Annotated in this window: 28 protein-coding genes and 1 pseudogene; 1 reads left to right on the top strand and 28 read right to left on the bottom strand. The window is 59.0% G+C overall.

Annotated features, from left to right (window positions below; genetic code table 11):
* Nucleotides 1–34 precede the first annotated feature (34 nt).
* The 16 genes and pseudogenes from EAV92_RS19850 to pth form a co-directional block, all read right to left on the bottom strand.
* Complete coding sequence (locus EAV92_RS19850) at nucleotides 35–343, bottom strand: FtsB family cell division protein (protein WP_164472861.1); 309 nt, start codon at nucleotides 341–343, stop codon at nucleotides 35–37.
* A 129-nt stretch (nucleotides 344–472) separates the two neighbouring features.
* Nucleotides 473–1,066, bottom strand: a complete 594-nt coding sequence (gene yabQ, locus EAV92_RS19845) for a spore cortex biosynthesis protein YabQ (RefSeq protein WP_123042702.1) — start codon at nucleotides 1,064–1,066, stop codon at nucleotides 473–475.
* Complete coding sequence (gene yabP / locus EAV92_RS19840) at nucleotides 1,063–1,344, bottom strand: sporulation protein YabP (RefSeq protein WP_123042701.1); 282 nt, start codon at nucleotides 1,342–1,344, stop codon at nucleotides 1,063–1,065. Before yabP ends, yabQ begins: the two co-directional genes overlap by 4 nt.
* A 65-nt stretch (nucleotides 1,345–1,409) precedes the next feature.
* Nucleotides 1,410–2,155, bottom strand: a pseudogene (locus EAV92_RS19835) (amino acid ABC transporter ATP-binding protein).
* 12 nt (nucleotides 2,156–2,167) lie between these two features.
* The gene (locus tag EAV92_RS19830) at nucleotides 2,168–2,836 is read right to left on the bottom strand and encodes an amino acid ABC transporter permease (protein WP_123042700.1); all 669 of its coding nucleotides are present in this window, start codon (nucleotides 2,834–2,836) and stop codon (nucleotides 2,168–2,170) included.
* A 12-nt stretch (nucleotides 2,837–2,848) separates the two neighbouring features.
* Complete coding sequence (locus tag EAV92_RS19825) at nucleotides 2,849–3,697, bottom strand: amino acid ABC transporter substrate-binding protein (RefSeq protein WP_123042699.1); 849 nt, start codon at nucleotides 3,695–3,697, stop codon at nucleotides 2,849–2,851.
* Between the two features lie 112 nt (nucleotides 3,698–3,809).
* The gene (locus EAV92_RS19820) at nucleotides 3,810–4,904 is read right to left on the bottom strand and encodes a lactonase family protein (RefSeq protein ID WP_164472860.1); all 1,095 of its coding nucleotides are present in this window, start codon (nucleotides 4,902–4,904) and stop codon (nucleotides 3,810–3,812) included.
* Between the two features lie 105 nt (nucleotides 4,905–5,009).
* Nucleotides 5,010–5,294 carry an RNA-binding S4 domain-containing protein gene (locus EAV92_RS19815; RefSeq protein WP_123042697.1) on the bottom strand — a complete coding sequence of 95 codons (285 nt, stop codon included), beginning with the start codon at nucleotides 5,292–5,294 and terminating at the stop codon, nucleotides 5,010–5,012.
* 3 nt (nucleotides 5,295–5,297) lie between these two features.
* Entirely contained in the window at nucleotides 5,298–5,573 is a 276-nt protein-coding gene (locus EAV92_RS19810; RefSeq protein ID WP_123042696.1) for an HU family DNA-binding protein, read from the bottom strand.
* Between the two features lie 199 nt (nucleotides 5,574–5,772).
* Nucleotides 5,773–7,257 (bottom strand): bifunctional methyltransferase/pyrophosphohydrolase YabN, encoded by a 1,485-nt coding sequence (gene yabN, locus EAV92_RS19800; RefSeq protein WP_123042694.1) that lies wholly within the window; start codon nucleotides 7,255–7,257, stop codon nucleotides 5,773–5,775.
* A 9-nt stretch (nucleotides 7,258–7,266) separates the two neighbouring features.
* The gene (locus EAV92_RS19795) at nucleotides 7,267–8,997 is read right to left on the bottom strand and encodes a putative polysaccharide biosynthesis protein (RefSeq protein ID WP_123042693.1); all 1,731 of its coding nucleotides are present in this window, start codon (nucleotides 8,995–8,997) and stop codon (nucleotides 7,267–7,269) included.
* Nucleotides 8,998–9,154: 157 nt separating this feature from the next.
* A complete protein-coding gene (gene spoVT, locus EAV92_RS19790; protein ID WP_123042692.1) occupies nucleotides 9,155–9,697 on the bottom strand; it encodes a stage V sporulation protein T in 543 nt (180 codons plus the stop codon).
* Nucleotides 9,698–9,995: 298 nt separating this feature from the next.
* Nucleotides 9,996–11,132, bottom strand: coding sequence for a peptidylprolyl isomerase (locus EAV92_RS19785; RefSeq protein ID WP_123042691.1), 1,137 nt, complete (start codon nucleotides 11,130–11,132; stop codon nucleotides 9,996–9,998).
* A complete protein-coding gene (mfd, locus tag EAV92_RS19780) occupies nucleotides 11,119–14,640 on the bottom strand; it encodes a transcription-repair coupling factor (RefSeq protein WP_123042690.1) in 3,522 nt (1,173 codons plus the stop codon). Before mfd ends, EAV92_RS19785 begins: the two co-directional genes overlap by 14 nt.
* A gap of 128 nt (nucleotides 14,641–14,768) precedes the next feature.
* The gene (locus EAV92_RS19775; RefSeq protein ID WP_123042689.1) at nucleotides 14,769–14,999 is read right to left on the bottom strand and encodes an anti-sigma-F factor Fin; all 231 of its coding nucleotides are present in this window, start codon (nucleotides 14,997–14,999) and stop codon (nucleotides 14,769–14,771) included.
* An 83-nt stretch (nucleotides 15,000–15,082) separates the two neighbouring features.
* Complete coding sequence (gene pth / locus EAV92_RS19770; RefSeq protein WP_123042688.1) at nucleotides 15,083–15,655, bottom strand: aminoacyl-tRNA hydrolase; 573 nt, start codon at nucleotides 15,653–15,655, stop codon at nucleotides 15,083–15,085.
* A 121-nt stretch (nucleotides 15,656–15,776) separates the two neighbouring features.
* Here pth and EAV92_RS19765 point away from each other — a divergent pair, with 121 nt between their 5' ends.
* Entirely contained in the window at nucleotides 15,777–15,977 is a 201-nt protein-coding gene (locus EAV92_RS19765) for a hypothetical protein (protein ID WP_123042687.1), read from the top strand.
* Between the two features lie 123 nt (nucleotides 15,978–16,100).
* Here the strand turns inward: EAV92_RS19765 and EAV92_RS19760 are convergent, their stop codons facing one another.
* The 12 genes from EAV92_RS19760 to rnmV all read right to left on the bottom strand — a co-directional run bounded on the left by EAV92_RS19760 (nucleotide 16,101) and on the right by rnmV (nucleotide 25,198).
* Complete coding sequence (locus EAV92_RS19760; RefSeq protein ID WP_241158327.1) at nucleotides 16,101–16,745, bottom strand: 50S ribosomal protein L25; 645 nt, start codon at nucleotides 16,743–16,745, stop codon at nucleotides 16,101–16,103.
* A gap of 69 nt (nucleotides 16,746–16,814) precedes the next feature.
* On the bottom strand, nucleotides 16,815–17,771 hold the full coding sequence (locus tag EAV92_RS19755) for a ribose-phosphate diphosphokinase (protein WP_123042686.1): 957 nt from the start codon (nucleotides 17,769–17,771) through the stop codon (nucleotides 16,815–16,817).
* A gap of 54 nt (nucleotides 17,772–17,825) precedes the next feature.
* Entirely contained in the window at nucleotides 17,826–19,229 is a 1,404-nt protein-coding gene (gene glmU / locus EAV92_RS19750; RefSeq protein WP_123042685.1) for a bifunctional UDP-N-acetylglucosamine diphosphorylase/glucosamine-1-phosphate N-acetyltransferase GlmU, read from the bottom strand.
* A 115-nt stretch (nucleotides 19,230–19,344) separates the two neighbouring features.
* On the bottom strand, nucleotides 19,345–19,629 hold the full coding sequence (gene spoVG / locus EAV92_RS19745) for a septation regulator SpoVG (RefSeq protein WP_123042684.1): 285 nt from the start codon (nucleotides 19,627–19,629) through the stop codon (nucleotides 19,345–19,347).
* Nucleotides 19,630–19,738: 109 nt separating this feature from the next.
* The gene (locus tag EAV92_RS19740) at nucleotides 19,739–20,137 is read right to left on the bottom strand and encodes a RidA family protein (RefSeq protein ID WP_123042683.1); all 399 of its coding nucleotides are present in this window, start codon (nucleotides 20,135–20,137) and stop codon (nucleotides 19,739–19,741) included.
* Nucleotides 20,138–20,170: 33 nt separating this feature from the next.
* Nucleotides 20,171–20,992, bottom strand: coding sequence for a pur operon repressor (purR, locus tag EAV92_RS19735; RefSeq protein WP_123042682.1), 822 nt, complete (start codon nucleotides 20,990–20,992; stop codon nucleotides 20,171–20,173).
* 113 nt (nucleotides 20,993–21,105) lie between these two features.
* A complete protein-coding gene (ispE, locus tag EAV92_RS19730) occupies nucleotides 21,106–21,963 on the bottom strand; it encodes a 4-(cytidine 5'-diphospho)-2-C-methyl-D-erythritol kinase (protein WP_123042681.1) in 858 nt (285 codons plus the stop codon).
* A 129-nt stretch (nucleotides 21,964–22,092) separates the two neighbouring features.
* Nucleotides 22,093–22,275 (bottom strand): small, acid-soluble spore protein, alpha/beta type, encoded by a 183-nt coding sequence (locus tag EAV92_RS19725; RefSeq protein ID WP_123042680.1) that lies wholly within the window; start codon nucleotides 22,273–22,275, stop codon nucleotides 22,093–22,095.
* A gap of 132 nt (nucleotides 22,276–22,407) precedes the next feature.
* On the bottom strand, nucleotides 22,408–22,680 hold the full coding sequence (veg, locus tag EAV92_RS19720; RefSeq protein WP_123042679.1) for a biofilm formation stimulator Veg: 273 nt from the start codon (nucleotides 22,678–22,680) through the stop codon (nucleotides 22,408–22,410).
* Nucleotides 22,681–22,829: 149 nt separating this feature from the next.
* Nucleotides 22,830–23,699 carry a sporulation peptidase YabG gene (gene yabG, locus EAV92_RS19715; protein ID WP_123042678.1) on the bottom strand — a complete coding sequence of 290 codons (870 nt, stop codon included), beginning with the start codon at nucleotides 23,697–23,699 and terminating at the stop codon, nucleotides 22,830–22,832.
* Nucleotides 23,700–23,756: 57 nt separating this feature from the next.
* Nucleotides 23,757–24,647: a 16S rRNA (adenine(1518)-N(6)/adenine(1519)-N(6))-dimethyltransferase RsmA gene (gene rsmA, locus EAV92_RS19710; protein ID WP_123042677.1), complete on the bottom strand. Its 891-nt coding sequence runs from the start codon at nucleotides 24,645–24,647 to the stop codon at nucleotides 23,757–23,759.
* Nucleotides 24,644–25,198, bottom strand: a complete 555-nt coding sequence (rnmV, locus tag EAV92_RS19705) for a ribonuclease M5 (protein WP_123043820.1) — start codon at nucleotides 25,196–25,198, stop codon at nucleotides 24,644–24,646. The genes rsmA and rnmV overlap by 4 nt, the downstream gene beginning before the upstream one ends.
* Nucleotides 25,199–25,256 lie beyond the last annotated feature (58 nt).

Below are 25,256 nucleotides of genomic sequence, written 5' to 3'. Positions count from 1 at the left end.
CCGTCCCACTTGACGGGAACGGCTTTTCATGAGGTTATTTCTGGATCTGAATCGGTTGTTCTCCCGGCAATCCCATGCCTAAATCCCGGCGCGCGATTTGTCCGACGTACTCGTCTTGTTTCAGGCGAAGCGTCTCTTGCTTCAACGCCTCGTTCTTCGCCTCGGCTTCGGACAGCTTCTTGCTGGTTTCCCGCAATTCGGCTTGACGCCCGCTCATTTGTCCGTATTGGTTCGCCAGTATGTAAGCGGCCCAACTCAGAAACAAGACCATAACGAACGTGAGCAGCTTCAGTCTTCTGCGCGCGCCGATCGTCGATGGCGTTGCCTTCGTGTGGGATGACATGTCCGAATGCTCCTTTCCAGCAAGACTGTGGGACGCGATCATTATAGCATATTTTGGGATGCGGGAAATATAATTCTTCCGATTCAATTCATTCATTACCCGCTTCGATCGGTGTCGAAACAGAAAGAATCAACTTTTTTTCCAAAACGTCTCCCACGCCGCCTTGATGCGGTTTTTGAGCCGTTTCCATCCCTCGATCCCAGCCGTCACCCGTCTCCGAACCGGCAGCAACTTGTCCCACAGCCAATTCCAGAGAGGCATGAGAGGGATAAGGAGCAGTTTCCCGACGTAGAGGAGGATCGCGGCGATGATGACGAAAACAATGTCGAGAAGCTTGGCCAAAATGCGAACGAGAAACAGGAACGGTACCGCGATCACCAAGCGAAACGCCTTCCACAGCCATGCCGCGAGTCCTATGACCAGCGTAACGATGCGGTCCGCCGCCTTGACGACGTGCGGGCTGAGCAAGCCGAAATAGCCGGTAACCCCGATCCCCAGCCCCAGGAAGACGTAGAGTCTCACTTCCCCATGGTTATGGTCAAGCAGGACGTTGAACACCCCAAGCGTCGCCGCCGCCCAGTAAACGACGTCGAACGCCGGGAGCATCCACCGGGGAATATGGAACCGGCGGGCGATGACGCGGTAAAAGTCGAACACGAGCCCCATCAGCGCCCCGCATAACACCATCCAACCGATCGTCGACCATTGGGAAGCCGCGTTCACTTGAACAACTTCCCGAACAAGCCTTTCGATTTGCCCGTGCTCGCACCGTCGAGGTAGACGAGTGAATTCACCGTGCCCTCGATGGCGACCAAGCCCTGATCCAGGCTCAGGTTTTTCATATGCAGATTCTGGCCTCTCACCGCGAGGTAGCCGCATTCCGTGACGAGGAGGAATTCCTCGTTGTCGAAGCTCTCGACGTTGCCGACGCCGGTAATTTCCAGCGTCTTGCGATTCAGCATGCGGATTTCCTGGTGTTTCGCGCCTTTGACGTGTTCCATGCCCGTCCCCTCCCTTATGCCACTAACATATGGGGTGCAGGGTCCGTTTAGAACCGGGCTTGGACTTATTGCGCGTGCAGGCGGGAGAGGAACGATCTCGTCCGTTCGTTGCCCGATTCGCGAAGCACTTCGGCAGGCGTTCCCATTTCCACGATCTGGCCTTTATCCATCAGCACGACCGTATCCGCCGCTTCCTCGGCGAATTTCATTTCGTGCGTGACGACCACCATCGTACGGCCTTCCGCGGCGAGCGACCGCATCACCTTCAGCACTTCCCCGACGAGCTCCGGGTCCAGCGCCGAGGTCGGTTCGTCGAACAGCAGCAGATCAGGATCCATCGCGATCGCGCGGGCGATCCCGACTCGCTGCTGTTGTCCCCCGAGAGCTGATGCGGATATAGATCCGCCTTGTCCTCCAGTCCAACCTTGCGAAGCAGCTCCAACGCGCGGAACCTCGCTTGATGCTTGTCCGTCCGCTGAACCGTGATCAATCCCTCCATCACGTTCGCCACGGCGGTCCGATGCGGGAACAGGTTGTAGCTTTGGAACACCATGCCGGTCCGCTGGCGCAGGGAAAGGACATCCGACTTCCTCTGCTTCTTGCCGGGCGCGAAATCCAGGCGGAGATCGCCGACTGCCAGGGTCCCTTCCGTCGGGGTCTCCAGCAGGTTGATGCATCGCAGGAGCGTCGTTTTGCCCGAGCCGGAAGGTCCGATGATAACCAGCACCTTGCCCTTCTCCAGGCTCAAGTCGATGCCGTTCAGCACGTTCACGGGGCCGAACGATTTATGCAAATTCGAGATGGTTAACATTCGGCAGCCCTCCTATCGGACATGATACCGGTCGAAATACCTCTCCAAGCGGGCTTGCCCGAAAGAGAGCACGGAACTGAAGAGCAGATAGACAAGGGCGACCTCCACGTACAGCAGCAAAGGTTCGTAAGTGGTGGAGACGATTTGCTGGGATTTTTGGAACATTTCGGACACGGTAATGGAGAAAGCCAGGGAGGTGTCCTTCACGAGACTGATGAAAGCGCTGGCCATCGTCGGCGTCGCCACGCGCGCCGCTTGCGGCAGCACGGTGCGCCGGAGTGCCTGCCATCTCGTCATGCCCAAAGCATAGCTGGCCTCCCATTGCCCCCTCTGGATGGACAAAATGGCTGCCCTCACGGTCTCGGATCCGTAAGCGCCGACGCTGATGGTAAAGCCGATGACGGCGGCCGGAAAGGGATCCAGGATGATGCCGACCTTCGGAAGACCGAAGAACAAGATGAACAGTTGAACGAGCAGAGGCGTGCCGCGAATGATCCAAACGTAAAATTGCGCGAGCAGCTGCAGCGGCTTCGGGCCGTACAGGCGGGCCAGCGCCGTCAGCACCGCGACGAGCAAGCCGAGCACGAACGAGATCGCGGCCAACGGAATGGTAAAAGCTACCCCCGCTTTAAGCAGGGGTAGCAGCGAATCTTGGGCGATTTGCCATTGTCTTTCGGTCATAAGGATCGTCCTTTACTTGGACACGTCGGCGCCGAAGTATTTTTCGGAAATTTTGAGATACGTGCCGTCGCTCTTCATCTCGTCGAGCGCCTTGTTGACGGCTTCGATCAGCTCCGGGTTTCCTTTGTTGAAGAGGAACGCGCTGTGGGAAGCGTCGGAAGTTTCATCCACGATTTTGATCGGGGCGTCAGGCTTCTGCTTCTTGAAGTCCAGGAAGGACAAGCCGTCGTTGACGGTCGCGTCGATCCGCTTGGACAGCAGCAATTCGATCGCTTGGTTGAAGCCTTCGGTCTGCACGATTTCGGCTCCGTTGGCTTTGGCGATATCGGTCAGGTTGCTGGTCAGCGATTGGCCGGCTTTCTTGCCTTTCAGGTCCGCCAGCTTCTTGATGTCGTTGTTGTCCTGGTGCACGATCAGCACCGCTTTGGAAACGATGTACGGATTCGAGAAATCGTACTTTTCCTTGCGGTCGTCGCGGATGGAGACTTCGTTGGCTACCGTGTCGAAACGCTTGGCGTCCAGACCGGCGAACATGCCGTCCCACTTCGTTTCGATGAACTCAGGCTCGACGCCCAGGCGTTTGGAGACTTCCTGCGCGATTTCGACGTCGAAGCCGGTCAGCTTGCCGTCTTTGTCATGGAAGGTGAACGGAGCGTACGTTCCTTCCGTGCCGATGCGGATCTTTCCGTTCGCTTTAATCGTATCCAGCAGCGTTTTGCCGCCGGCCGAAGCGCTGGCGCTGGGAGAAGCCGAGGCCGATCCGGCGGGGGAAGCGGCGCCTTCATTGTTGTTTTTACCGCATGCGGCCGCCACCATCGTAAAAGCGAGCAGCAAAGCGAGAACGAGACTTGATTTCTTCATGTTGTGAAACCCCTCTCTGAGAATTCCGATTGGATTGATTGAAATATTCAAGATATTAGCATCCGGTAGTATCCCCGTCAATTCCTTTTTTAGAAAGGGCCCTCAGTACTCATTACGGGCGTGAGGCATACAGCGGATTGACCTTCAGGCACACGGGCTTGCGCGCCGGAATCTCCGAGCCGCTGAAGATCGGCAGTCCGGTGGCGGAATCCACTCTGAATAAGGCGATGTTGTCCGTATCCTGGTTGGCGACAAGCAGCCACTGGCCGTCGGGCGTGAGCACGAAATTGCGCGGATTGCTGCCGCGGGTGGACACGTGGCCTTCGGCGCGCAGCTCGCCGGTTGCGTCGTCCAGCCGGAAAATGGCGATGCTGTCATGGCCGCGGTTGCTTGCATAGACGTACTTCCCGTTCGGCGACACGACGATTTCCGCGCACGTGTTCTGTCCCTCGAAGGAAGCAGGCAGCGTGGATACCGTCTCCTGCCGCTCCAGCACGCCGGGCTCGGGGTGCGAAAAGCGGGTGACGCTGCTGCTCAGCTCGTTGATCACGTAGGCGGTGCGGCCGTCCGGATGGAAGGCCATGTGGCGGGGACCGTCTTCGGGAGACAGAACGGCCGCGCCGAAGCCGGTCCAGTCGGTGCCGTCCCCGGCCTTCTCGTAAATAACGACGCGGTCGAGTCCAAGGTCCGGAACGAACAGGAAGCCTCCGCCTTGCGGATCGAATACCGCCGAATGCGGATGGGGCTTCTCCTGCCGCTGCGCATTCGGGCCGGAGCCCGAGTGGCGCAAACGAACCATGGCGTCGCCCGGCTTGCCGTCCGGCTCGAGCGGGTACAAGGTGACCGCCGAGCCGTTATAGTTGGAAACGGCGAGCCAGTGCTCGTCCGGATCCAGCGATACGTGGCACGGAGCCGCTCCATGCGTGAGCCGCTCCCAGCCGGACTCCAGCTTGCGGGTATCCTGCGTAATGGGATAAGCGATCATCCGACCGCCCGGCTGTCCCTCGACCTCTTCCGTTTCGCTGACCGCATACAGCACGCCGGCCGAACGGTTCAAGGCGAGAAAGGACGGATTTTCGATGCCGCCGTATTCCGACGTCTTCAACCACTCTCCCGTTTCCCCGTTCAGCTCCAGTCTCGTGATGCCGACTTCCTCGGGAGACGCGTATGCGCCGACCCAAATCTCCCACGTCCGATTCCCCGACATTTTCATGCCTCCCATCAACATGCAAAAGGCCGCCTTGGGGCGGCGCTTCTGGCGTCAATCAAGCCTTCTCTTATATGTACCCGTTCCTCCCGCCGAATATCACGGTCACGGGAAAGACGGGCCTTCGTTTTCGTTTTTGCGGTACTCTTCTTTCAGCACCGTGTACATCTCTTGCGTGTCTTCCTTCTTCGCCGACTCCGACAGCTTCTCGATGCGCACCGTGACGATCCGCTGGCCGAATTGGATCTCGAGCTCGTCCCCCGGCTTGACGACGGCGCCCGGTTTGGCCTCTCTACCGTTGAGAAGGACGCGCCCTTGATCGGACACGTCCTTCGCGACGGTGCGGCGCTTGATAAGGCGCGACACCTTCAAAAATTTATCCAGACGCATGAATTACTTTACGGCGTCTTTCAGTTTGTTGCCTGCTTTGAAAGCCGGAACTTTGGAAGCCGGGATTTCGATCGATTTGCCCGTTTGCGGGTTGCGGCCTACGCGGCCGGAACGGGAGCGGGTTTCGAACGTGCCGAAGCCGATGAGTTGAACTTTGTCGCCTGCAGCCAGAGCGGTTTCAACTTCGCCCAGGAAGCCGTTCAGTACGGATTCGACGTCTTTTTTGGTCAAGCCCGTTTTAGTCGCGATGTTGTTGATCAGGTCGGTTTTGTTTGCCATTTCTAAAATTCCTCCCAGTATCGTTGGATTATTCGCTTTCCCGCTTGCGGCGGGCTTTCGCGTTGTTTTGATAAAACACGAAGAATACTATTCTGCTCTTTGCTAAAAAAATCCTGCCGGCCGGACAAAATTTTTCTCGAAAAAAGCAGAAAATGCCGGAACAATGCCGAATTCAGGACTTCGGAACCATCTTCGGACGTCACTTGGGAAGGTTTTTCGCCTCCTGCCACCACTCTTCCATCTCTAGTAAACCAGTTTCGTCAAAAGTTCGGCCGCTTATACGCAATCTCTCTTCGATATGACCGAAACGGGAGGCGAACTTGCGGTTCGTGCCGGCCAGCGCCTCTTCCGGATCGGCTTTCAGGAATCTAGCGGCGTTCACCACGGCAAATAGAAGGTCGCCCAATTCTTCCTTGCTGCGTTCCGGGGTCTCGTTCGCGGCCGCGTAGCGGAGCTCCGCCAACTCTTCCTCGATTTTGTCGAATACGCCGGTAAGATCCGGCCAGTCGAAGCCGACGCCCGCGGCCTTCTTCTGCAGCTTGTAGGCGCGTGGAAGCGCGGGCAGGTCCTTCGGAATGCCGTCCAGCACGGAAGTCCGTTCGGGCACTCCTTTGCGGCGTTTCTCCTCGGCTTTCATCTGCTCCCAGTTCTTGAGCGCTTCTTCGGCATCCTGCGCGTTCTCCCCGCCGAACACGTGGGGATGGCGGAAGATCAGCTTGTCGTTCAATTCCGCGAGCACGTCGTAGACGTCGAACGTACCGACCTCTTCTTCCATCTGGCTGTGCAGCAGCACCTGGAGAACGACGTCGCCGAACTCTTCTTTCATGTTGTCCGGATCGTCGTTGTCGAGCGCTTCGATCGCCTCGTACGTTTCTTCGATGAAGTTTTTGCGGATCGATTGGTGCGTCTGTTCGCGGTCCCACGGGCATCCTTCGGGACTTCTCAGGATGGCCACGATTTCATGGAGCCGCTCGAAGGAGCGCCTGCGCAGCCGGTCGTCGGCGTCCGCGCGTATGTAGACGAGCGTGAGATTGCCGTAAGCGTCGAGCCTGTCGAGATCGTGGAGCGGAACGGTTCGGATGCGCTCCTGGCCGGGAATGCCCAGCGCTTGTCCGACGACGACCGGGTAGTCGTCGGGATAGACGTTCATAAGCGCCAGTTTCACGTCGGAGGCGGTGAAAGCGTCGTAAACCTGCCCGATCACGGTGTGCAGGCGGGGACGAAGCTGCTCGCGGGTCAGCTCGGAAGCGTCAAGAAGCTGGAAGCCCTCGATCGGATCGAAGCCGAGCCGGACGAACGCTTGGTCCAGGAAGCTCTCTCCGCCGATAAGGCGAAGCTCCACTCCGCGCTGCGGAGCGTGCTCGCGCAGAAGCTGCACGGTCCGCTCGGCGACCATCGGGTGGCCGGGCACGGTGTAGATGACGGATTCGCCTTGCCGCTCCGATGCGGTCCGAAGCAGCGTTTCCGCAATCGATTCGTATACGTCCTCGAAGCGGTCGTGCGCTTCATAGTGGGAATCGAACGTTTCGAACGTGATCCCGCGTGCCTTTAAGTCGCTTATAGCAGGGTGGTCCGCCGTGCGGGCGAACCGCAGCGACGATTGCTCGAGCGCCTTCAGCGCGCCGAGCGTCAGTTGGTCTTCGCCGCCGGAGCCGAGCCCGACGACGGTGATGGATGCGGTCATGTTATACGATCATCCTTCCGGGGAAGATGGGGATGGAGCGGTCTTGCGCCGAACGGCGGCTTGCAGCCTCGTGAGCCGGGCATCCATGCGGGAGCCGGGGCCGCAGCCCGGCAGCTCCCGCCATTGCCGCGGGCCGACGGCTCCCGCGGCGATCAGGGCGGCGGCGAACGCGAGTGCGCCGACGGCGACGCCGGGCAGCGCGGTGAGCAGCGCCCCGGCGCGGGCCGGCAGGCCCTGCGTGAGCGCGCCGAGCGCCAGCGCGGCAAGCGCGACCGCCGCCGCCATCGCGGCGAGCGCGGCGGCGGGCTTCCAGGCGGTGGCGAGCCGTGCGGCCGGCACCGCCAGCTTCTGGCGCAGCGACAGCGCGTTCAGCACGGCCGCTGCGCCATAGGCGGCGACCATGCCGGCCGCCGCGCCTTCGATGCCGTACGCCGGCACGAGCAAGGCGTTCAGCGCCAGCTTGAATACCGCCGCCACCGCGAGATTGACGGCCGGGGACTTCAGATCGCCCCGGCCTTGAAGCAAGCCGCCGCTGACAGCCTGCAAAGTGCCGAACACGGCGGCGGGCGCCATCAGCACGATCGCGCGGCTGCCCGCGTCGTCGGCGAACAGCGTGATGTCGATCGGCGCCGCCAGCAGCGCCAAGCCGATGGCGGACGCACCGCCCAGCCACCAGCCGAGCCTCAGCGCGAATGCCGCTTTCTCGGCGGTCTCCGAAGCGTCGTCGCCGCGCGTGCGGGAAGCGGTCAGCGCCGGCACGAGAGCGGAGGCGGCGCCCCCCGCCGCCATCAGCACGAGCTGAAGCAGGGCGATGCCGCGGTTATAAACGCCGAACTGCGCAAGGGAAGCGGCCGCTTCCGACCCCGCATTCTGAAGCAGCCGCGGAATCGAAAACGCGTCGATGAGCCCGAACAGCGGAGCGACCACGGAAGCGGCGGCGACAGGCAGCGCGACCGTTATGATCCGCCGCACGAGAGTTTTGCGCGTTTCCGGCCAAATCACGATCCTCACGTTGCCGCCGTCCGGCCGGGACGAACGCTTCTTCGGCGTCTCCGCTCCCTGAATCCAGACGCCGGCGCCCGTCCTCCTTCTCTCCGGCCACAGCATGGCGACGAGGCCGCCGACGGCGCCCGCGGCCAACCCGCCGTGGACGGCCGCCGTCGCGGCGGAGGCGTTCCAGCCCGCATCGATCGCCCACCACAGCATCGCCAGCATGAAGGCGACGCGCGCCGTCTGTTCGATCACCTGGGACAGCGCGGGGCGGGCCATGCGCATCTGGCCTTGCCGGTATCCCCGCAGCACCGCCGCCGCAGGAGAGAACAACAGCGCGATGGAGGAAGTGCGGACGGCTGCCACCGCTCCAGGCGCGCCCATCCAATCCGCGAACAGAGGCGCTGCCGCCTGCAGAATGCCGAAGGCGAGCAGCCCGCTCGCGCACAACAGCCCGAACGACCAGCGGACGACGCGCTGGGCCCCCGCCTCGTCTCCTTCCGCTTCCCGTTCCGCCACCATCACGCTGACCGCGGTCGGCACGCCCGCCGCCGCCAGCGTCATCCACATGATCGCAAGCGCGTACACCGCGCTGTATAAACCGAACACCTCATCGCCGGCGAAGTTCTGCAGCGGGATTTTCTGCAAGGTTCCGATCACCTTGGAGATCAGCGCCGCTCCGCCGAGAAGCGCCGCCCCTTTCAATACCGTTTTCCCCGCGGACGGCCCCGGGTTCCGTTCCGTTGACATGACGACCGTTCTCCCATTCCCCGTTCAAGCTATAACGATAAAACGCTATGTACGCATTATAAACCAATCGGCCGCGCGGGACGAGCATGGGAGCAATGCAAAACAGCCCCCCGGAACGTCAAGCCGTTCGTCCGGGGAGCATGCAGGAGCGCAAACGTTATTGCTCCATTTGTTTGGCCAGGAAGCCGGCCGCCGTCTCGACCATTTTGCTTTCCATTTCGCCCATGGAAACTCCTTCTTCTTTGCTAAGCAGAACGACCGTGCCGATCGGGTCGCCGCCGGCGACGATCGGAGCCGCGACGAACGAGCTGAAGTTTTCTCCGCCGTCACGCATGATCTCGAAGCTGCCCGCTCCCGTTTCCAGCATGATTTTGCGGTTCTCCATGCAATTCTCGAGCACGCTGCCGATCGGCTTGTCCAAATATTCCTTTTTGGAAGCGCCGGCCAAGGCGATGACGGTATCCCGGTCGGAGATCATCGTGATATGATTCGTGCTTTCGTATAAGGATTCGGCGTATTCCTTGGCGAAGTCGCCGAGTTCTCCGATCGGGGAATACTTTTTGAGTATGACTTCACCGTCCCGGTCGACGAAAATTTCGAGCGGATCCCCTTCCCGGATGCGGAGCGTGCGGCGGATTTCCTTCGGAATGACGACCCTGCCCAGGTCGTCGATGCGGCGTACAATTCCGGTTGCTTTCATGGCTGCTGTTGCCCCACTTTCTTAGGTGATTTAACCATTGGCTGCTGTGCCGGCTGGGAAACTGACCGGCTTGTATGGCGAACGCGAGAGCTCGGAAAAAGGTGACATGGATTCGTAGGTGTAGTATTCAACCCCTCCCATTTTCTTATGCGCTCGCCCACCGCTGGTGGAAACAACCAATGCGTTATGAAAGTTATTACCCCGAAAATGGGAAGTGCCATCCAAAATTCACCAAGATTTCGGCAACGGAATGAAAAAAGCCGCTCCCGAATCGGGAACGGCTGCGGTGAGAAACCGGTTATTTGCTTGCCGGCGAGGAGCTCGGAGACGCGGAAACGCTCGGTGAAGCCGGTGCCGACGGGGATGCCGATGCGCCCGGAGATGCCGAAGCGGACGGCGATGCGGAAGGTTCGGCCGGAAGCGTCACTTTGACGTTCAGCTTCTCTTCTTCGGATTGCAGGTAGTTCTGCACCTTCGTGCTGACGACCGATTGTTTCAGTTCGTCTTTGTCCGCTTGGGCAAGCTTGTCGTAAGCCGTTTCCTCGCGGCTTTCCACCTTGATGACGTGGTAGCCGAATTGCGATTGGACCGGCTCGCCGATCTTGCCGATCGGCTGCGTGTTCGCGGCGTTTTTAAAGTCCGTATCCCAACCTTTGGCTTGCTGCTTCTCGTACAAGCCGCCCTTGTCCTTGGAACCCGGATCGTCGGAATATTGTTTGGCGATCGCGTTCCAGTCGCCGCCTTTATCGAGCTTGTCCTTCGCTTCTTTGGCCCGCTTGAGGGCTTCGTCGTCGCTTCTCAGCTGTTTGCCGGTCGTCGAATCGGTCGTGGCGACCAACACGTGCCGGACGGTGACGATATTGTAATCGGCCTTGTTCTTGTCGTACTCGGCCTTGATTTCTGCGTCGGTAACGGCCTTGGTGAATTCGTCGCTCTGGGCTTTGGCGATTTGGGATCCGGTCGCCAGCACCTTCACGATTTTCTTCATTTCGTCGACCGTCAATTTCTTCTGGTCGAGTTGGCTCTTCAGATCCGTACTGGTCTTCAAGGCGTCGTTAATCGACGTTTCGAAGTTTTTGACGTCTTCGTCGGCCGCTTTGGCCTGCGCGTCCGTCGCGCGGCCGTACATCACTTTGTACAGCGCGAACTGTTTGACGAACTGCTCTTTGAATTGCGGAATTTGCAGGTACATGGCCGTTTGGGGATCGGATACTTCCATAAAGGCGGTATACTTGTCGAACTCCCCTGAGGTAATCTGGCCGCCGTCGTACGTGGCGATGACGGTACCTTCCCCTGACCCGGGAAGACCGACTTTATCGGCATTCGCCTTATTATCGTTTTTCTTGCCGCATCCGGCGACGAGCGCGGCCAGCAGCACCGCCGCCAAGACCGTAAACAATACCCGGCGCGCAGATGCGCGTTTAGGGTGCAACATCTTGAAGTTCTCCCTTCGATTTTAGGACTTCCCTGTATTGTACCAGAAACTCCTCGACGAGCGCCAACAGTGCGTCTTCCCCGAGGCCGCGGGTTTTGAGCTTGGCCGATAGCTGCTGGGAGGACAGAACGACCAACAGGCGGCCCTGAAACTTGGCCTCGAGCGCCTTCAGCTTCGGACCCTCCACCTCGGAGGCGCGGCGATCCTCGAATTTCAGCGTCACGTCGTCGCCGCGATGGACGATCGACTCCACCCCGTAACGCCGCCCGTAAACCTTGAGCCGTGCGACGGCGAGCAGGTTGAGCACCGCTTTCGGCGGATCGCCGAACCGGTCCACCAGCTCGTCGAACAGATCGGATACGTCCTCGAGCGTGGTCGAGCCTGCGACTTTTTTGTAAATTTCGATTTTCTGGATGCTGTCGTAGATATAGTCCGGAGGCAGGTATGCGTCAACGCCCAAATCGAGCTGCGTGTTCACCGGCTGGACGGGAACGGCCGCCCCTCCCCATTCGCTCTTGCGCTGATTGATCTCTTCGGCCAGCATCTGCGAGTACAGGTCGAACCCGACGGACGCGATAAAACCGTGCTGCTCCGCGCCGAGCAGGTTGCCCGCGCCGCGAATGGCCAAGTCGCGCATCGCGATCTTGAACCCGGAGCCCAGCTCCGTGAATTCCTTAATGGACTGGAGGCGTTTCTCCGCGACCTCGGTGAGGACCTTGTCCCTCTGATAGGTAAAGTAGGCGTAAGCGATTCGGCTGGAACGGCCTACGCGGCCGCGCAGCTGGTAGAGCTGGGACAAGCCCATCTTGTCCGCATCGTGCACGATGAGCGTGTTCACGTTCGGGATGTCCACGCCCGTTTCGATGATGCTCGTGCTGACGAGCACGTCGTATTCGCCGTCCAGGAAATCGAGGATCGTCCGTTCGAGCTCCTGCTCGGACATCTGCCCGTGGCCGACGGCGACGCGGGCGTCCGGCACGAGAGCGCTGATCTGCTCCGCCATCTGGTAGATGCCCTGCACCCGGTTGAAGAGATAATAGACTTGGCCGTCGCGCGCCAATTCCCGCTCGATGGCTTCCCGCACGAGCGTCGGGCTGTATTCGACGACGTACGTCTGCACGGGGAAGCGGTTCTCCGGCGGCGTCTCGATGACGGACAAATCCCGCACGCCGAGCATCGACATGTGCAGGGTCCGCGGAATCGGCGTCGCCGTCAGCGTCAGGACGTCCACGTTCGTTTTCAGCTTTTTGAGCTTCTCTTTATGAGTGACGCCGAACCGCTGCTCCTCGTCGACGATGAGCAAGCCCAAATCCTTGAAAATGACGTCTTGGGAGAGCAGACGGTGCGTTCCGATCACGACGTCGACGGTGCCGGCTTTCAAGCCTTTGATCGCATCGTTCTGTTCCTTGCGGGAGCGGAAACGGCTCATGACTTTAATATTGAAAGGATACCCGGAAAACCGCTCGCGGAACGTCTCGTAATGCTGCTGCGCCAAAATCGTCGTCGGCACGAGCACCGCGACCTGCTTGCCTTCGATCGCCGCCTTGAACGCCGCGCGCACGGCGACCTCCGTCTTGCCATAGCCCACGTCGCCGCACAGCAGGCGGTCCATCGGCCGGGGCAATTGCATATCCGCCTTGATCTCGCGGATCGTACGCAGCTGGTCGTTCGTTTCCTCGTAAGGGAACATAGCTTCGAATTCTTGCTGGTACGTCGTATCCTCGCCGAACGCGAAGCCTTTCGTTTCCTGACGCGCGGCATAAAGCTTGATGAGATCGTCCGCGATATCTTTGACCGACGAACGGACTTTGGACTTGACGCGGTTCCAATCCTGTCCGCCGAGTTTGCTGACTTTCGGCTCTTTCTCTTCCGAGCCGATGTATTTCTGGATCAGGTCGAATTGCTCGACGGGCACCGACAGCCGGTCGCCGCCCGCGTACAAGATATGAAGATAGTCTTTGTGGATACCCGCGACTTCCATCGTGCCGATGCCGAGATACTTGCCTATCCCGTGATTCTGGTGAACGACATAATCGCCGACCTTGAGCTCGGTGTAGCTCTTGATGCGTTCGGCGTTGTCCAGATGGCGGTCGACGCGGCGGGCTTTGCGCTGCTTCTGCGTGAACATCTCGCCTTCCGTGATGACGACCAGTTTCACGGAAGGAAGCTCGAATCCGCTCTGAAGGTTGCCGAGCAGAATCTCGGGCGCCTCGATATGATAGTCGTCGAGCACGCGGCGGATACGCTCCGCCCTCTCCGGGCTGCCGGCCAGCATCAGGATGTGTGCGCCGCTTTTGCGCCAACGTTCCATTTCCGCTTTCAGCACGTTCATCTGGCCATGGAAGTTTTGCATCGAACGGCAGACGAAATTGACGATGTTCTGCGGCTGGGTGTGCGGAATCTGCCTGACGAACAGCGACAGGTAGACGACCTGAAACTGTTTCGGATACATCGCTTGTTCAGCCGGTACGGCGAGCGTGAAGCCGGGTAGCGTCTTGCCTTGCTGCAGCAAGTGAACGCTCCACTCGGATTCGTCTCGCTCCAGCTGTTTGGCGGTTTCGCCCAGCCGGTTCGGTTCGTCCATGATGAGAAGCGTGTCTTTCGGCACGTAGTCCAGCAGCGTCTGGCGCTCCGGATACAACAAAGAGACATACTTGTAAATTTCGGAAAAATAGACGTTTTGTCGCAAAAGATCGATTTCCCGGGAAATTTCGGACTCCAGCCGCTCTTTGGCTTGCCGGTCGCTCATTTTCTCCAGCTGTTTCTGCATCAAATCGTAGGCGTGTTGAGCCGCGGCTCCGAATCGCCTCGCATCGGCGATCAATTCCCGGCACGGACCGACCGAGTAGGCGTCCAGCTTGTCGATCGACCGCTGGTCCGTCGGATCGAAGGTCCGGATCGAGTCGATCTCATCGTCGAACCATTCCACTCGGTATGCGATGGAAGAGGCGAGCGGAAAGAAATCCACGATTCCCCCGCGCACGCTGAAATGGCCCTTCTGCTCGACGCGGTCCACGCGTTCGTAGCCAAGAGCCACCATGTCTTTGAGAAATTCGTCGAGCGGTTTCGTCCCTCCGACCTTAAGGTCGATGCGGGAGTTCGCCAGCGTCTGTCGATCCGGCTGGAACCGCCGCAATCCGGCGAAAGGTACGACGACCACCCCGCGGAATCCTTCCGCCAGCTTGAGCAGCACTTCCAGCCGCCTGGCCGAAGTTTCGGGACTCGATATCGCGGTCTCCGCCGCGATCAGCTCGTTGGCCGGATACAGGAGCACTTCGCCGTCGTTCAGACACTCCTGCAGGTCATCCGCCATCTTCTGCGCGGAGAACATGTTGTGCGTTACGATCAGAATCGGTTTTTGCAGTTCCCGGAACATGGCGGCCACGACCGCCTGCCGCGCGGAGCCCGACAACCCGGCAACCAGCTGTTCTCTCATTCCGCCGCGAATGCCGTTCATGATGCTGACCAGATCGGAATCCGTGGCGATCGTCTGGAGTAGCGGGTTCATCCTATATCCCCCCGGTGTTTCTAATGACTAACGAAGCATCGGCGCTTCGCTTCAAGATCATGATAAAAAGAGCCCGGCTCATGCCAAGGCCCCATTACAGTATCCCGGTGCGCACGGCGACGAAGGTTTCATTGCAGCGGATTGGACAGCAGCGCCAATTCGGGATGGCTATCCAACGTCTGGCTGCAATATTCGCAGATCACCTTAACGGTTACGTCCCCGTTCGAATTATACGATATTATACGCTTCCGCTCTTCGGGGGTCAAGAATTGCAGGCCCAGCCGATACTCGGGCACTTGATCGTTCTCGAACCGTCCGAGCGGCATACGGCAATGCCGGCATTCATAATTTACAGCCATATGTATGCCTCCTGAAGGGGGGATATGCGGCTGTGCCGCGTTCCCTTCAGTATGCCCGCCTATTGCCGGTTTTAGCCGGATTCTTAACCCCCGGACCGGCCGTTGAACTTGGCCATCGTCTGCTCGAACGTATGCGTGAGCGAAAACTCGATCGCGTCCGCCGCTTCCTCGACCATTCGCTTCACTTCCGCGGCTTCCGCCTTGGCGAAAGAAGACAGCACGTAATCGACGACGGTTACCCCCGGTCGGGGGCGCGAGATTCCCATACGGACCCGATTGAACGTCTGCGTGCCCGTATGCTGGATGATCGACTTGATCCCGTTGTGGCCGCCAGCGCTGCCTTGGTACCGAAGCCTGATTTTGCCGACCTCCGTATCGAGGTCGTCGTAAACGACGATGCCGTCCTCCAACTTCGCCTTGAAGTAGTCCATGAACGCACGCACCGATTCCCCCGACAGGTTCATGTAGGTCATCGGCTTGATCAACGCTACGCGCTCGCCCTGTATCCGGGCTTCGGCGATCAAGGCTTTGCATTTGTTCTGGAAGCTGCCGGCGTTCCATCTCCGGGCCAGCTCATCGACGACGAAAAATCCCGCGTTATGGCGGGTCGTTTCGTATTCCGCGCCGGGATTTCCCAGTCCGACGATCCAACGCATCTATCCATCAACCTCCGATTCAACGGCAAAAAACAAAAAATGACGATCGCATGCAACGAATCGCGAACCTTGCGTGTCCTAATCATCAGAGCGATCAAACACGCGAAAGAAGGGTGAATGGATGTATCTCAACGGCCAAATGATTTTCGACGATCGGCATTTCCAAGATCATATGGTGTCGGAAGTACCCATTCAGATTTATTGCGGCCGTTTGCACAGCGATATCGGGTTCATCGAATATTATGGCAAAGAATTCGTGAAGGTCAACAATATTTTCTACAGCCGCAAGCAGTTCACGTTCGTCTCGCGCCCCGGGTATTGAAAAATCTGGTGTGTTTTTCGGGGCCCCCGAAAAGTAATCGGAATAAACTGCGAAGGATCACGTCACTTTTTGGGCAATAAATAGAGCCGCGCCATAGAGGCGCGGCCCTCTGCCGTTATGCGGTCATCCTTCCACGAGGCGAGCCGACTTGGCTTGGCTTGCGTTCTCCTCTGCGGCATCGTCGATGGCATCCGCTTCTTCCGCCGAAATTTCTTTCTGCGGCGCCAGGACGGAAGCGACGACGCTGTCCGCGTCCATCAGCGGCTTTACGCCCTCCGGGAACTGGATGTCGGCCACCGTGAGGCTATCTCCGACCTGCAGGTTCTCGACTTCGAGCGGAATCGAATCGGGAAGGTTCTTCGGCAAGCATTCGACTTCGATCTCATGCAGCACCAGCTGCAGCATGCCGCCTTCCTTCTCGCCCGCCGATTTGCCGGACACCTCGAGACGGACCGGCGCTTTGATGCTTTCGTTCATATTGATCTTATGGAAATCGATGTGCAGCACTTCACGGCTCATGGAATCCCGCTGAACCTCGGAGAGCAGGACGTTCTCTTTGCCGTCTCCGGAGATGTCCAGCTCCAGCACGGCGTGCGGATGCGACCTCAGCAATGCTTCGAGCTCCTTCGCGTCCACGGCCACGGGGGTCGGTGCAGAGCGGTCTTTACCATACACGACGCCGGGGATCCGACCGTTTTTGCGCAGCTTGCGCAGCTCGCCGCGACTGGTCGTCGCACGGGTTTCGGCTTTCAATGTCATCGGGTTCATAGGGTACGACCTCCTTGCAGATATACCCTATTGTTACCCTTCCGGCTTGCCGAATAAACGTGAATGCATTTACACGTGGGGTTCGAACAGTTTACTGATCGACTTCTGCTCGTGGATGCGCTTGATGGCTTCCCCGATCAGCGGCGCGACGGACAATACCTTGATTTTGGAGCAGCCGTTGTTCTGGGGCAAAGGAATCGTATCGGTGACGACGATTTCCTTCAGCGGGGAATTTTGCAGCCGCTCGAATGCGGGTCCGGACAGTACGGGATGCGTGCAGCAGGCATACAAATCCTTGGCTCCCGCTTCCTTCAGTGCGTTGGCCGCAAGGGCGATCGTGCCCGCGGTATCTATGATATCGTCTACGAGAATCGCCGTCCGTCCCGACACGTCGCCGATGATGTTCATCACTTCCACGACGTTCGGCTCCGGACGCCTCTTGTCGATGATCGCAAGCGGCGCCTGAAGCGTATCGGCCAATCTCCGCGCGCGCACGACGCCTCCATGGTCCGGAGATACGACGACCGGCTTGTCCAATTCTTTCTCATAGAAATAATCGCCGAGAATGGGTACGCCAAGCAAATGATCCACCGGAATGTCGAAGAAGCCTTGGATCTGCATGGCATGCAAATCCATGGCGATCACGCGGTGCGCGCCGGCGGTCTCGATCAGATTCGCGACGAGCTTCGCCGTAATCGGATCCCGCGCCCGCGCCTTGCGGTCTTGCCTTGCATAGCCGTAATACGGCATTACAACGTTGATCGTTTTGGCGGACGCCCGCTTCAGGGCGTCCACCATGACGAGCAGTTCCATCAAATTCTCGTTGACCGGAGCGCTGGTGGATTGAACGACGAAAACATTGCTTCCGCGTACGCTTTCGTCGAGTTTGATATGGATTTCGCCGTCGCTGAACCGTCTGGTCTCGCATGCGCCCAGTTGGACGCCGATATGGCGGGCGATCGCTTCGGCCAGCTTCGTGTTGGAGCTTCCAGAAAGTATTTTTAAGTTGCCGTCATGGTAGGCCACCCGGAAACAACCCGCTTTCCGTCGCCAGAGCAAAACGCTCTTTCGACCCTTGTATTATGATTCGCCGTTCTTCTTCTCTTTGATCGCTTTCGCGCGGGAACGGATTTTGTCCGCATAGCCGGGTTTATTGACTTGCCGGGCCCTGGCGATCGCCAGGTCGTTCTCGTCCACGTTGTGCGTGATCGTGGATCCCGCCACGACATAAGCGCCGTCGCCGATTTTGACCGGCGCGATGAGATTCGCGTTGCTTCCGATGAAGGCATTGTCTCCGATTTCCGTCACAGACTTATTATACCCGTCGTAATTGGCGGTAATCGCGCCGCAGCCGATATTGACGCCTTTGCCGACGACGGCGTCGCCGACGTAGCTGAGGTGCGGAACTTTGGTTCCGTCGCCGATCGAAGCGTTTTTGATCTCGACGAAATCGCCGACTTTGACGCCGTTGCCGAGCTTTGTGCCCGGACGTAAATAAGCGAAAGGTCCGACGTTGCAGTCTTCCCCCACGACGGCGCCCTCTCCGACGGTCTGGCGCACGGTGGATCCCGCTCCGACAATCGTATCCGTCAGATCGGCCGATGGCCCGATGACGCAATCTTCTCCGATGGCCGTGCTTCCCCGAAGCACCGTGCCGGGATAGATGAGCGTATCCGCCCCGATGGTTACGCCGGCTTCAATGTAGGTACTGGCAGGATCGATCAGCGTGACGCCGTTTGCCTGATGGGCGGCATTGACGCGCTGCCGCATCAGCCGCTCGGCTTCGCCGAGGGCCATCCGGTCATTGACGCCGATCGCTTCGGACGGATCCTTGAGCAGGCTCGCGGCTACGCGTTTGCCCTTCTTCTGAAGGATGCCGATCACGTCGGTCAAGTAATATTCGCCCTGGGCATTCTCGTTCGTCACGCTCTCCAAAGCTTCGAAAAGCAGCCGGTTATCGAAACAATACGTGCCGGCATTGATTTCGTTAATGGCCGCTTCCTCCGGCGTGCAGTCTTTCTGCTCGACGATACGGAGCACGGCGCCGTCGTCTCCCCGAACGACGCGGCCGTAACCCGTCGGGTCGTCCATCTTGGCCGTCAGCACGGTAGCCGCCGCCCCTTCGCGGATATGCCGCTCCATCATCGCTTCAACCGTAGCGGCCGAGACGAGCGGCGTATCGCCGCAAATGACGAGCGTAATGCCTTCTTCCGAACCCAGCAGCGGTTTCGCTTGCATGACCGCATGGCCCGTGCCGAGCTGCTGGGCTTGCAGCGCGTACTCCGCCCCGTCTCCCAGCCTCTCTTTCACCGCTTCCGCGCCGTGGCCGACGATAACGACGACCCTTTCGCAGGAGGCATCCCGGACCGTATCGATCACGTGTCCGACCATCGGTTTGCCGCATACGGGGTGTAACACCTTATATAGTTTCGACTTCATACGCTTGCCCTGTCCCGCAGCAAGCACAATCGCCATTTTCTTCATCGGGTGGACCGCCTTCCATCCCCTCCGGGGGTATTCAATCCTGAAAGAATGATAGCTTATTCCCGGCAAAATGAAAAGAGAGCCTCTCTCGGCCCTCTTGTTCATGAGTACGTTATTATGCCCCTTCGACGATAACGTCTTCTTCTTGCGCTGCGCGTTCATACTCCGCCAGAACCGCAGCTTGGATTTTCTCCCTCGTGCCGGAAGAAATCGGGTGAGCGATGTCACGGAACTCGCCGTCCGGAGTCCGTTTGCTCGGCATTGCCACGAACATCCCATTGTTCCCGTCGATGACGCGTATGTCATGAACGACGAATTCGTTGTCAATGGTAATCGAAGCGATGGCTTTCATGCGCCCCTCCGAGTTGACGCGGCGGAGTCTCACATCAGTAATTTGCACTTGTGTTCACCACCTTTAGGCCTCTAGAAGACTTGGTGTAATATTCCACACGAGCAAGGCAAATCCTTCTTTAAACTGGTAATTTCGCTGGGTTTTTAGAAAAAAATTTTTAATTCCTTCCAGTTTCGACAGATACCGCCGCCACAAGCTCGATTTCGACAAAAACGTCTCTGGGAAGCCGTGCGACTTCAACGGTGGAACGAGCCGGCTTATGGTCTCCGAAGTAGGAAGCATAGATCCCGTTGAACTCCGCGAACTGGTTCATGTCCTTTAGGAACACGGTCGCCTTGATGACGTCCTTCAGCGTCGCGCCTTCAGCCGCGAGAACGGCAGTCAGGTTGGTCAGAACTTGATGCGTCTGCTCCGCGATGCCGCCGGAGACGAGCTCTCCGTCCGGCTTCAGCGGAATTTGGCCGGAAGTGAACAGCAGTTGTCCGAAGCGCACCGCTTGGGCGTAGGGGCCGATGGCGGCGGGAGCGTCCGGAGTGGACACGATTTTAAGCGTCATGAAGGAAACCTCCTCGGTTCATGGGATGGGATTTCAAAAAAAGTTGCCGGGCTGTACGGTAATGTGGCGGGTTTTCAGGTCCACTTCCGTGAGGCGGGCCAGCGAGATGTAGTCGTGGAGAAGCCTCTCTTCGTTATCGACTTCTCCGGACTCTACGAATACGCCGACACCCGCGACGACGGCGCGGAACTCATGCAGCAGGTCGACCATGCCTTGCACGGTTCCGCCCGCTTTCATGAAATCGTCGATGATGAGCACGCGCGACTCTTCCCGGAGGGCACGGCGCGCAAGGGACATCGTCTGAATCCGTTTGGCCGATCCGGATACGTAGTTGATGCTGACGGCGGATCCTTCCGTCACTTTATGGTCGCGCCGCACGATGACAACGGGCAGATTTAGAAATTGGGCCGTCGCGAACGCCAGAGGAATGCCCTTCGTCTCGACGGTCATGATGACGTCGATCTGGCGGTCCGCGAAAGCGCTGGCGAACATGCGCCCCACTTCCTGCATTAATCCCGGCTGTCCCAGCAAGTCGGTCATATACAAATAGCCGCCGGGCAGCAAGCGGTCCGGCTGTTCGAGTTCGCGGCACACGGCGACGATCTTCTCGAGCGCCTGGTCTTTGCGGCAGCGCGGGACGAACCGGACGCCTCCGGCCGCTCCCGCAAGCGTATTCAAATCTCCGACGCCTTCATCCTCAAACACTTCTTTGATGATGGCCAGGTCTTCGCTGATCGAAGACTTGGCGGACTGATATCTCTCGGCGAATGCTGTTAAGGATATTAACGTATGGGGACGGGCCAACAGGTATTGGGTCATCTCTACGAGGCGTGCGCTGCGCTTGAGCTTTTTCACGATTCTCTCTCCCGTCCGAAAACCGAATAATTTAACAAGATAATAACATCTTTATACGGTTTTCATCAACAACCAGTTCCCATTGGCCGCTTTTTTCTCCAAAACTATCGTGATTATGTAAGCAATCTTACCACGTAAACCTCTTTGCAGAAACCGCGAAGCCCGTTGTAGATTCTCGGGACCTTCGCTTCCTTCGACACGAGGCCGAATACCGTGGGGCCGCTGCCGGACATCAAGACGCCGTCTGCGCCGAGTTTGGCCATGCAGTCCTTGATTTGGCGCACTTCCGGGTAACGGTCGAGCGTGACCGTCTCGAGCACGTTTCCGAGCGAGTCGCACATCTCGGTAAACGATTCGCTTCGAATGGCCGACAGCATGTCCGAGAGCGACGGGTGGTTCTTCAGCTCGCTCGCTCTTAGTTTGCCATAGACGTCGGCGGTCGAGACGTTAATGGGCGGCTTGGCCAAGATGACCCAGCATTGCGGCGGAGCCGGAATGCTCTCGAGCACTTCGCCCCTGCCTCTGGCTACCGCCGTGCCTCCCCGGATGCAGAAAGGAACGTCCGATCCGAGTTCGGCGCCCAGCGATTCCAGCTCCTGCTGCGACAGGCCGAGGCCCCACAGCCGATTCAGGCCGCGGAGCGCCGCCGCCGCGTCGCTGCTGCCGCCGGCTAATCCGGCCGCCACCGGAATTCTTTTGTCCAGATGGATATATACGCCCCGCGACACGCCGTATCTTTCCTTGATCAACCTGGCCGCTTGGAAAGCGAGGTTCTTCTCGTCGAGCGGAATGAACCCTGCTTGGCTGGAAAGCACGATCCGGTCGCCCGGCAGCTCCTCCATCTCCAGACGGTCGGCCAGATCGACCATGGTCATGACCATTTCGACCTCGTGGAAACCGTCCTCCCGTTTGCGGAGAACGTCCAGAAGCAGATTGATTTTGGCGGGGGCTTTCTCGTAGATTTTCGTCATCTCGTCGTCACCACATTTGGAAAAAGCTTCTCGATATTATATCAAACCCCGGGCAAAAAAACGAACGGGCCCTTCCGCCGAGACGGAGTGACCCGTTCATTCCCATTGCCGTCCCGCGGGGAAGGAGGATCAACCCTGCGGAGGGCGCGCCATCGCCTGTTCCGCGATTTCGATCGCCCTCTTCACCATGTTCCCGGCATCTTTGGTCCGTATGCCGCCCCAGCCTTCCCGCTGGACCGTGTCGTAAAACCCGAGGTCCTTGGCTAGCTCCGCCTTGAATTGGTCAGACATGACACCTCTTCTTCGGCTCAAGCGCATGGCCTCCCTTCGACGGGTGACGCCTGTCGGCGTTCCCGCCACTAGCATACCCCGGACGAATCCCGGGCATGCAAAACGGGCAGCCCCGGCGCTTCTTGCGCGCCGGCACTGCCCGTGCTCAACCGGTCAATGCGAATAACTGATCCGGACCTGACCTTCTTCGTTGCACAGCATCACTTCGACGGACTCGGTGAGAATGTCGGCGTAGCTGTACGAAACCCGTTTGAAAGCGTGTTGTTCCTGGTCCAGCTTGACGATGAAAACCGATGGGTAGATTTCTTCCAGCACGCCCGTGCGTTCGATGGTCTTGCGTCGTCCACCGTTGGCGCGGAGCATGATTTTGGAACCGACGTGCGGCTCCAGGCTTCGCTTGATTTCCAGAAGCGCGTTCTTCGCCATGATCCACAACCACCTCTTTCCCTGTAAATTATAACTAAAAAGAGGGGTCTTGTCAAATGAGCGAAATATTATATCAGCCGCTCCATTTTATTGTCAACGGTGAATTTCCTTGATATTGTCGGGTTTTTAAAATTCTGCCGCGATCGACGTCACACAATGTTCACATTTTCGGCCGTTTCTTTCGGATTCGGAACTCCGATGCGGAAGCTGCCCATCGTCTCGATTCCCCCGACGCCCTGTATGCCGCTGATCGTGTTGGTAACGACGTCCGTCACGTTAATCGTTTCCCGGAACGGAGTGAATGCCGCGCGAACGGCAACGTATACGGGGTCGAGGGCATGGATCATGATCCTCGCCGGAGAGCTGGCGAAGTTGGCGCCGGCTTGAAGCAGAGCTTCGAAATGCGATTGGCAAGCTCCCGCCACGACGATCAACGAATCGCGGTGCCGCTCGAACTCGCGGGCCACCCGAACGGCATGGACGAAATTCAGGGAGTTCTTATAGTTCCCCAAATGCTGCAGATTCTCCCGCTGCTTGAGCACGCCGTCGTGGCCCGTGATGACCACGATATCCGGGCGCACCTGCGGGAGAAGCCTGACGAGCATACCGGGCATCTGCGACTCGTGGCAGTGGATCCCTTCGGCGGGAATCCGGAGCTGCCCGTAGACCTGCATGCTTTTCTTCAAGTAATTCGGATCGCCGTCGAGATGGAGCACCTTGCCCGGCATCTCGAAATAGTGCTGCCTGCGGTCAGGATTCGGATAGGCTCCCGCTCTCTCGGATTGCTTGAATCTCTCCTCGCGCATGCGGCGAATCGATTCGTTCGCCTGGATACGAGCCTGCCGCGTGCCGCTGAGCTCGTCCGGATTCCGCACCGGAAGAAGATCGTCGAGCGGGGCGTCCGCCAGCAGACGGTAGTCCGTCCCGCGCAGCAACGCTCCTTTACCGGCGAAGTCCGCGATTCGAAACATCATATCTCCACGATACGATTTGCGGACGACCAGGTCCCCCTGTTTCATGGGCCAATCACCTCTTCGTCTATCGTATGGAGAGGCGACGCTCATGGTGCGCGTCCGTCAGTCGATCATGCCCGCTTTCGCCAATTCCCCGTCGATCCGGGCGAATTCATCCAGAGACAGCGTCTCCGCCCGGCGCTCGGGCTGGATGCCGCATCCTGCCAGCAAGGCGGTGAGTTCCGCCTTCCGTTCTTTGCCGGACAACGCGGACAGGTTGTTGGCGATCGTCTTGCGGCGCTGCGCAAACGCCGCGTGGACGACGCGGAAGAACCGATCCTCGTCCGGTACCGTCACCGCGGGCTGCGGCCGCTTCGTCAGGCGAATGACGGCCGAATCCACGTTCGGCGCCGGGATGAACGAGCCGGAGGGCACGATCGCGACCAAATCCGGCTCGCAATAATACTGGACCGCGATGCTGAGGCTGCCGTATTCCTTGCCGCCCGGCTTAGCGGCCATCCGCTCGGCCACTTCCTTCTGCACCATCACGACGATGCGCTCGATCGGCAGCCGTTCCTCGAGCAGCTTCATGACGATCGGCGTCGTCACGTAATACGGCAGGTTCGCCACGACGCTCACGCCGGCTGTACCGGCGAAGTGCTCGTCCCACAACCGCTTCAGGTCGGCCTTAAGGACGTCTGCGTGAATCACGTTCACGTTGTCGTAAGGGGACAGCACGTCCTCCAGAATCGGAAGAAGCCGGTTGTCGATCTCGAGCGCCACGACGGTCCCCGCCGCCTGCGCCAACCGTTCCGTAAGCGCGCCGATGCCAGGACCGATCTCCAGGGCGCCGCGCGACTCGTCGAGGCCGGCGGCCGCGATGATTTTATCCAGAATATTGCCGTCGATCAGAAAGTTCTGCCCGAGGCTTTTCTTGAACGTAAAGCCATGCCGGCGAATGATGTCCTTCGTGCGTCCGGCAGCCGCGATGGCCGGTCCTTCTGTTTTTCTCATGTACGCTGCAACCCTTCCCTCTCCATCTGTTCCAACGCTTGCGCGAATTCCGCCTTCGTGATGCGGAACATGTTGCAGCGCTTGTGGAACTGCTTCCCGTTCGCGTAACCGATGCCGATCAGCTCACCCATTCTCTCGCGGCGCCGCGCGGCGTCCGCGTGCACGATCAGGCCCGCCTCCAGCAGATCGCTCCACTCGATCTCGCCCTCTGCCTCGGGGCCATTCGCCTGATCCGGCGTTCGGACCGCTTCCAACGCCCGCCGGATCGCTTCGTCGGAAGCATGCTCCACGCCCAGGCCGGTCTTGCTGCGGGCTTCGTCCTTCGTCAAAAACGCGTGCTTGGCGCCGGGCACCCGCTCCGCCACGATTTTGCGGATTCTCTCGCCGGGAGCGTCAGGATCGGTGAAGATGATGACGCCTCTTCTCTCCTGCGCCAATTCGATCCGCCGGAGCACGTCTTCGCCGACGGCGGATCCGCCGGTCTCGATCGTATCCGCGCCGACCGCCCGGCGGATCGCCACGGTATCGTCCTTGCCTTCCACCACAATCATTTCTCGGATCGTCAACGTTCATTCCGCCTGCCTTTGTCCCATTCGCTTCCTACAGCGT

The organism is Cohnella candidum, from assembly GCF_003713065.1.
In the GTDB taxonomy this organism is placed as follows: Bacteria; Bacillota; Bacilli; order Paenibacillales; family Paenibacillaceae; genus Cohnella; species Cohnella candidum.
Note: the sequence above shows the minus strand (reverse complement) of the source record. Positions and strands in the feature narration are given on the sequence as shown.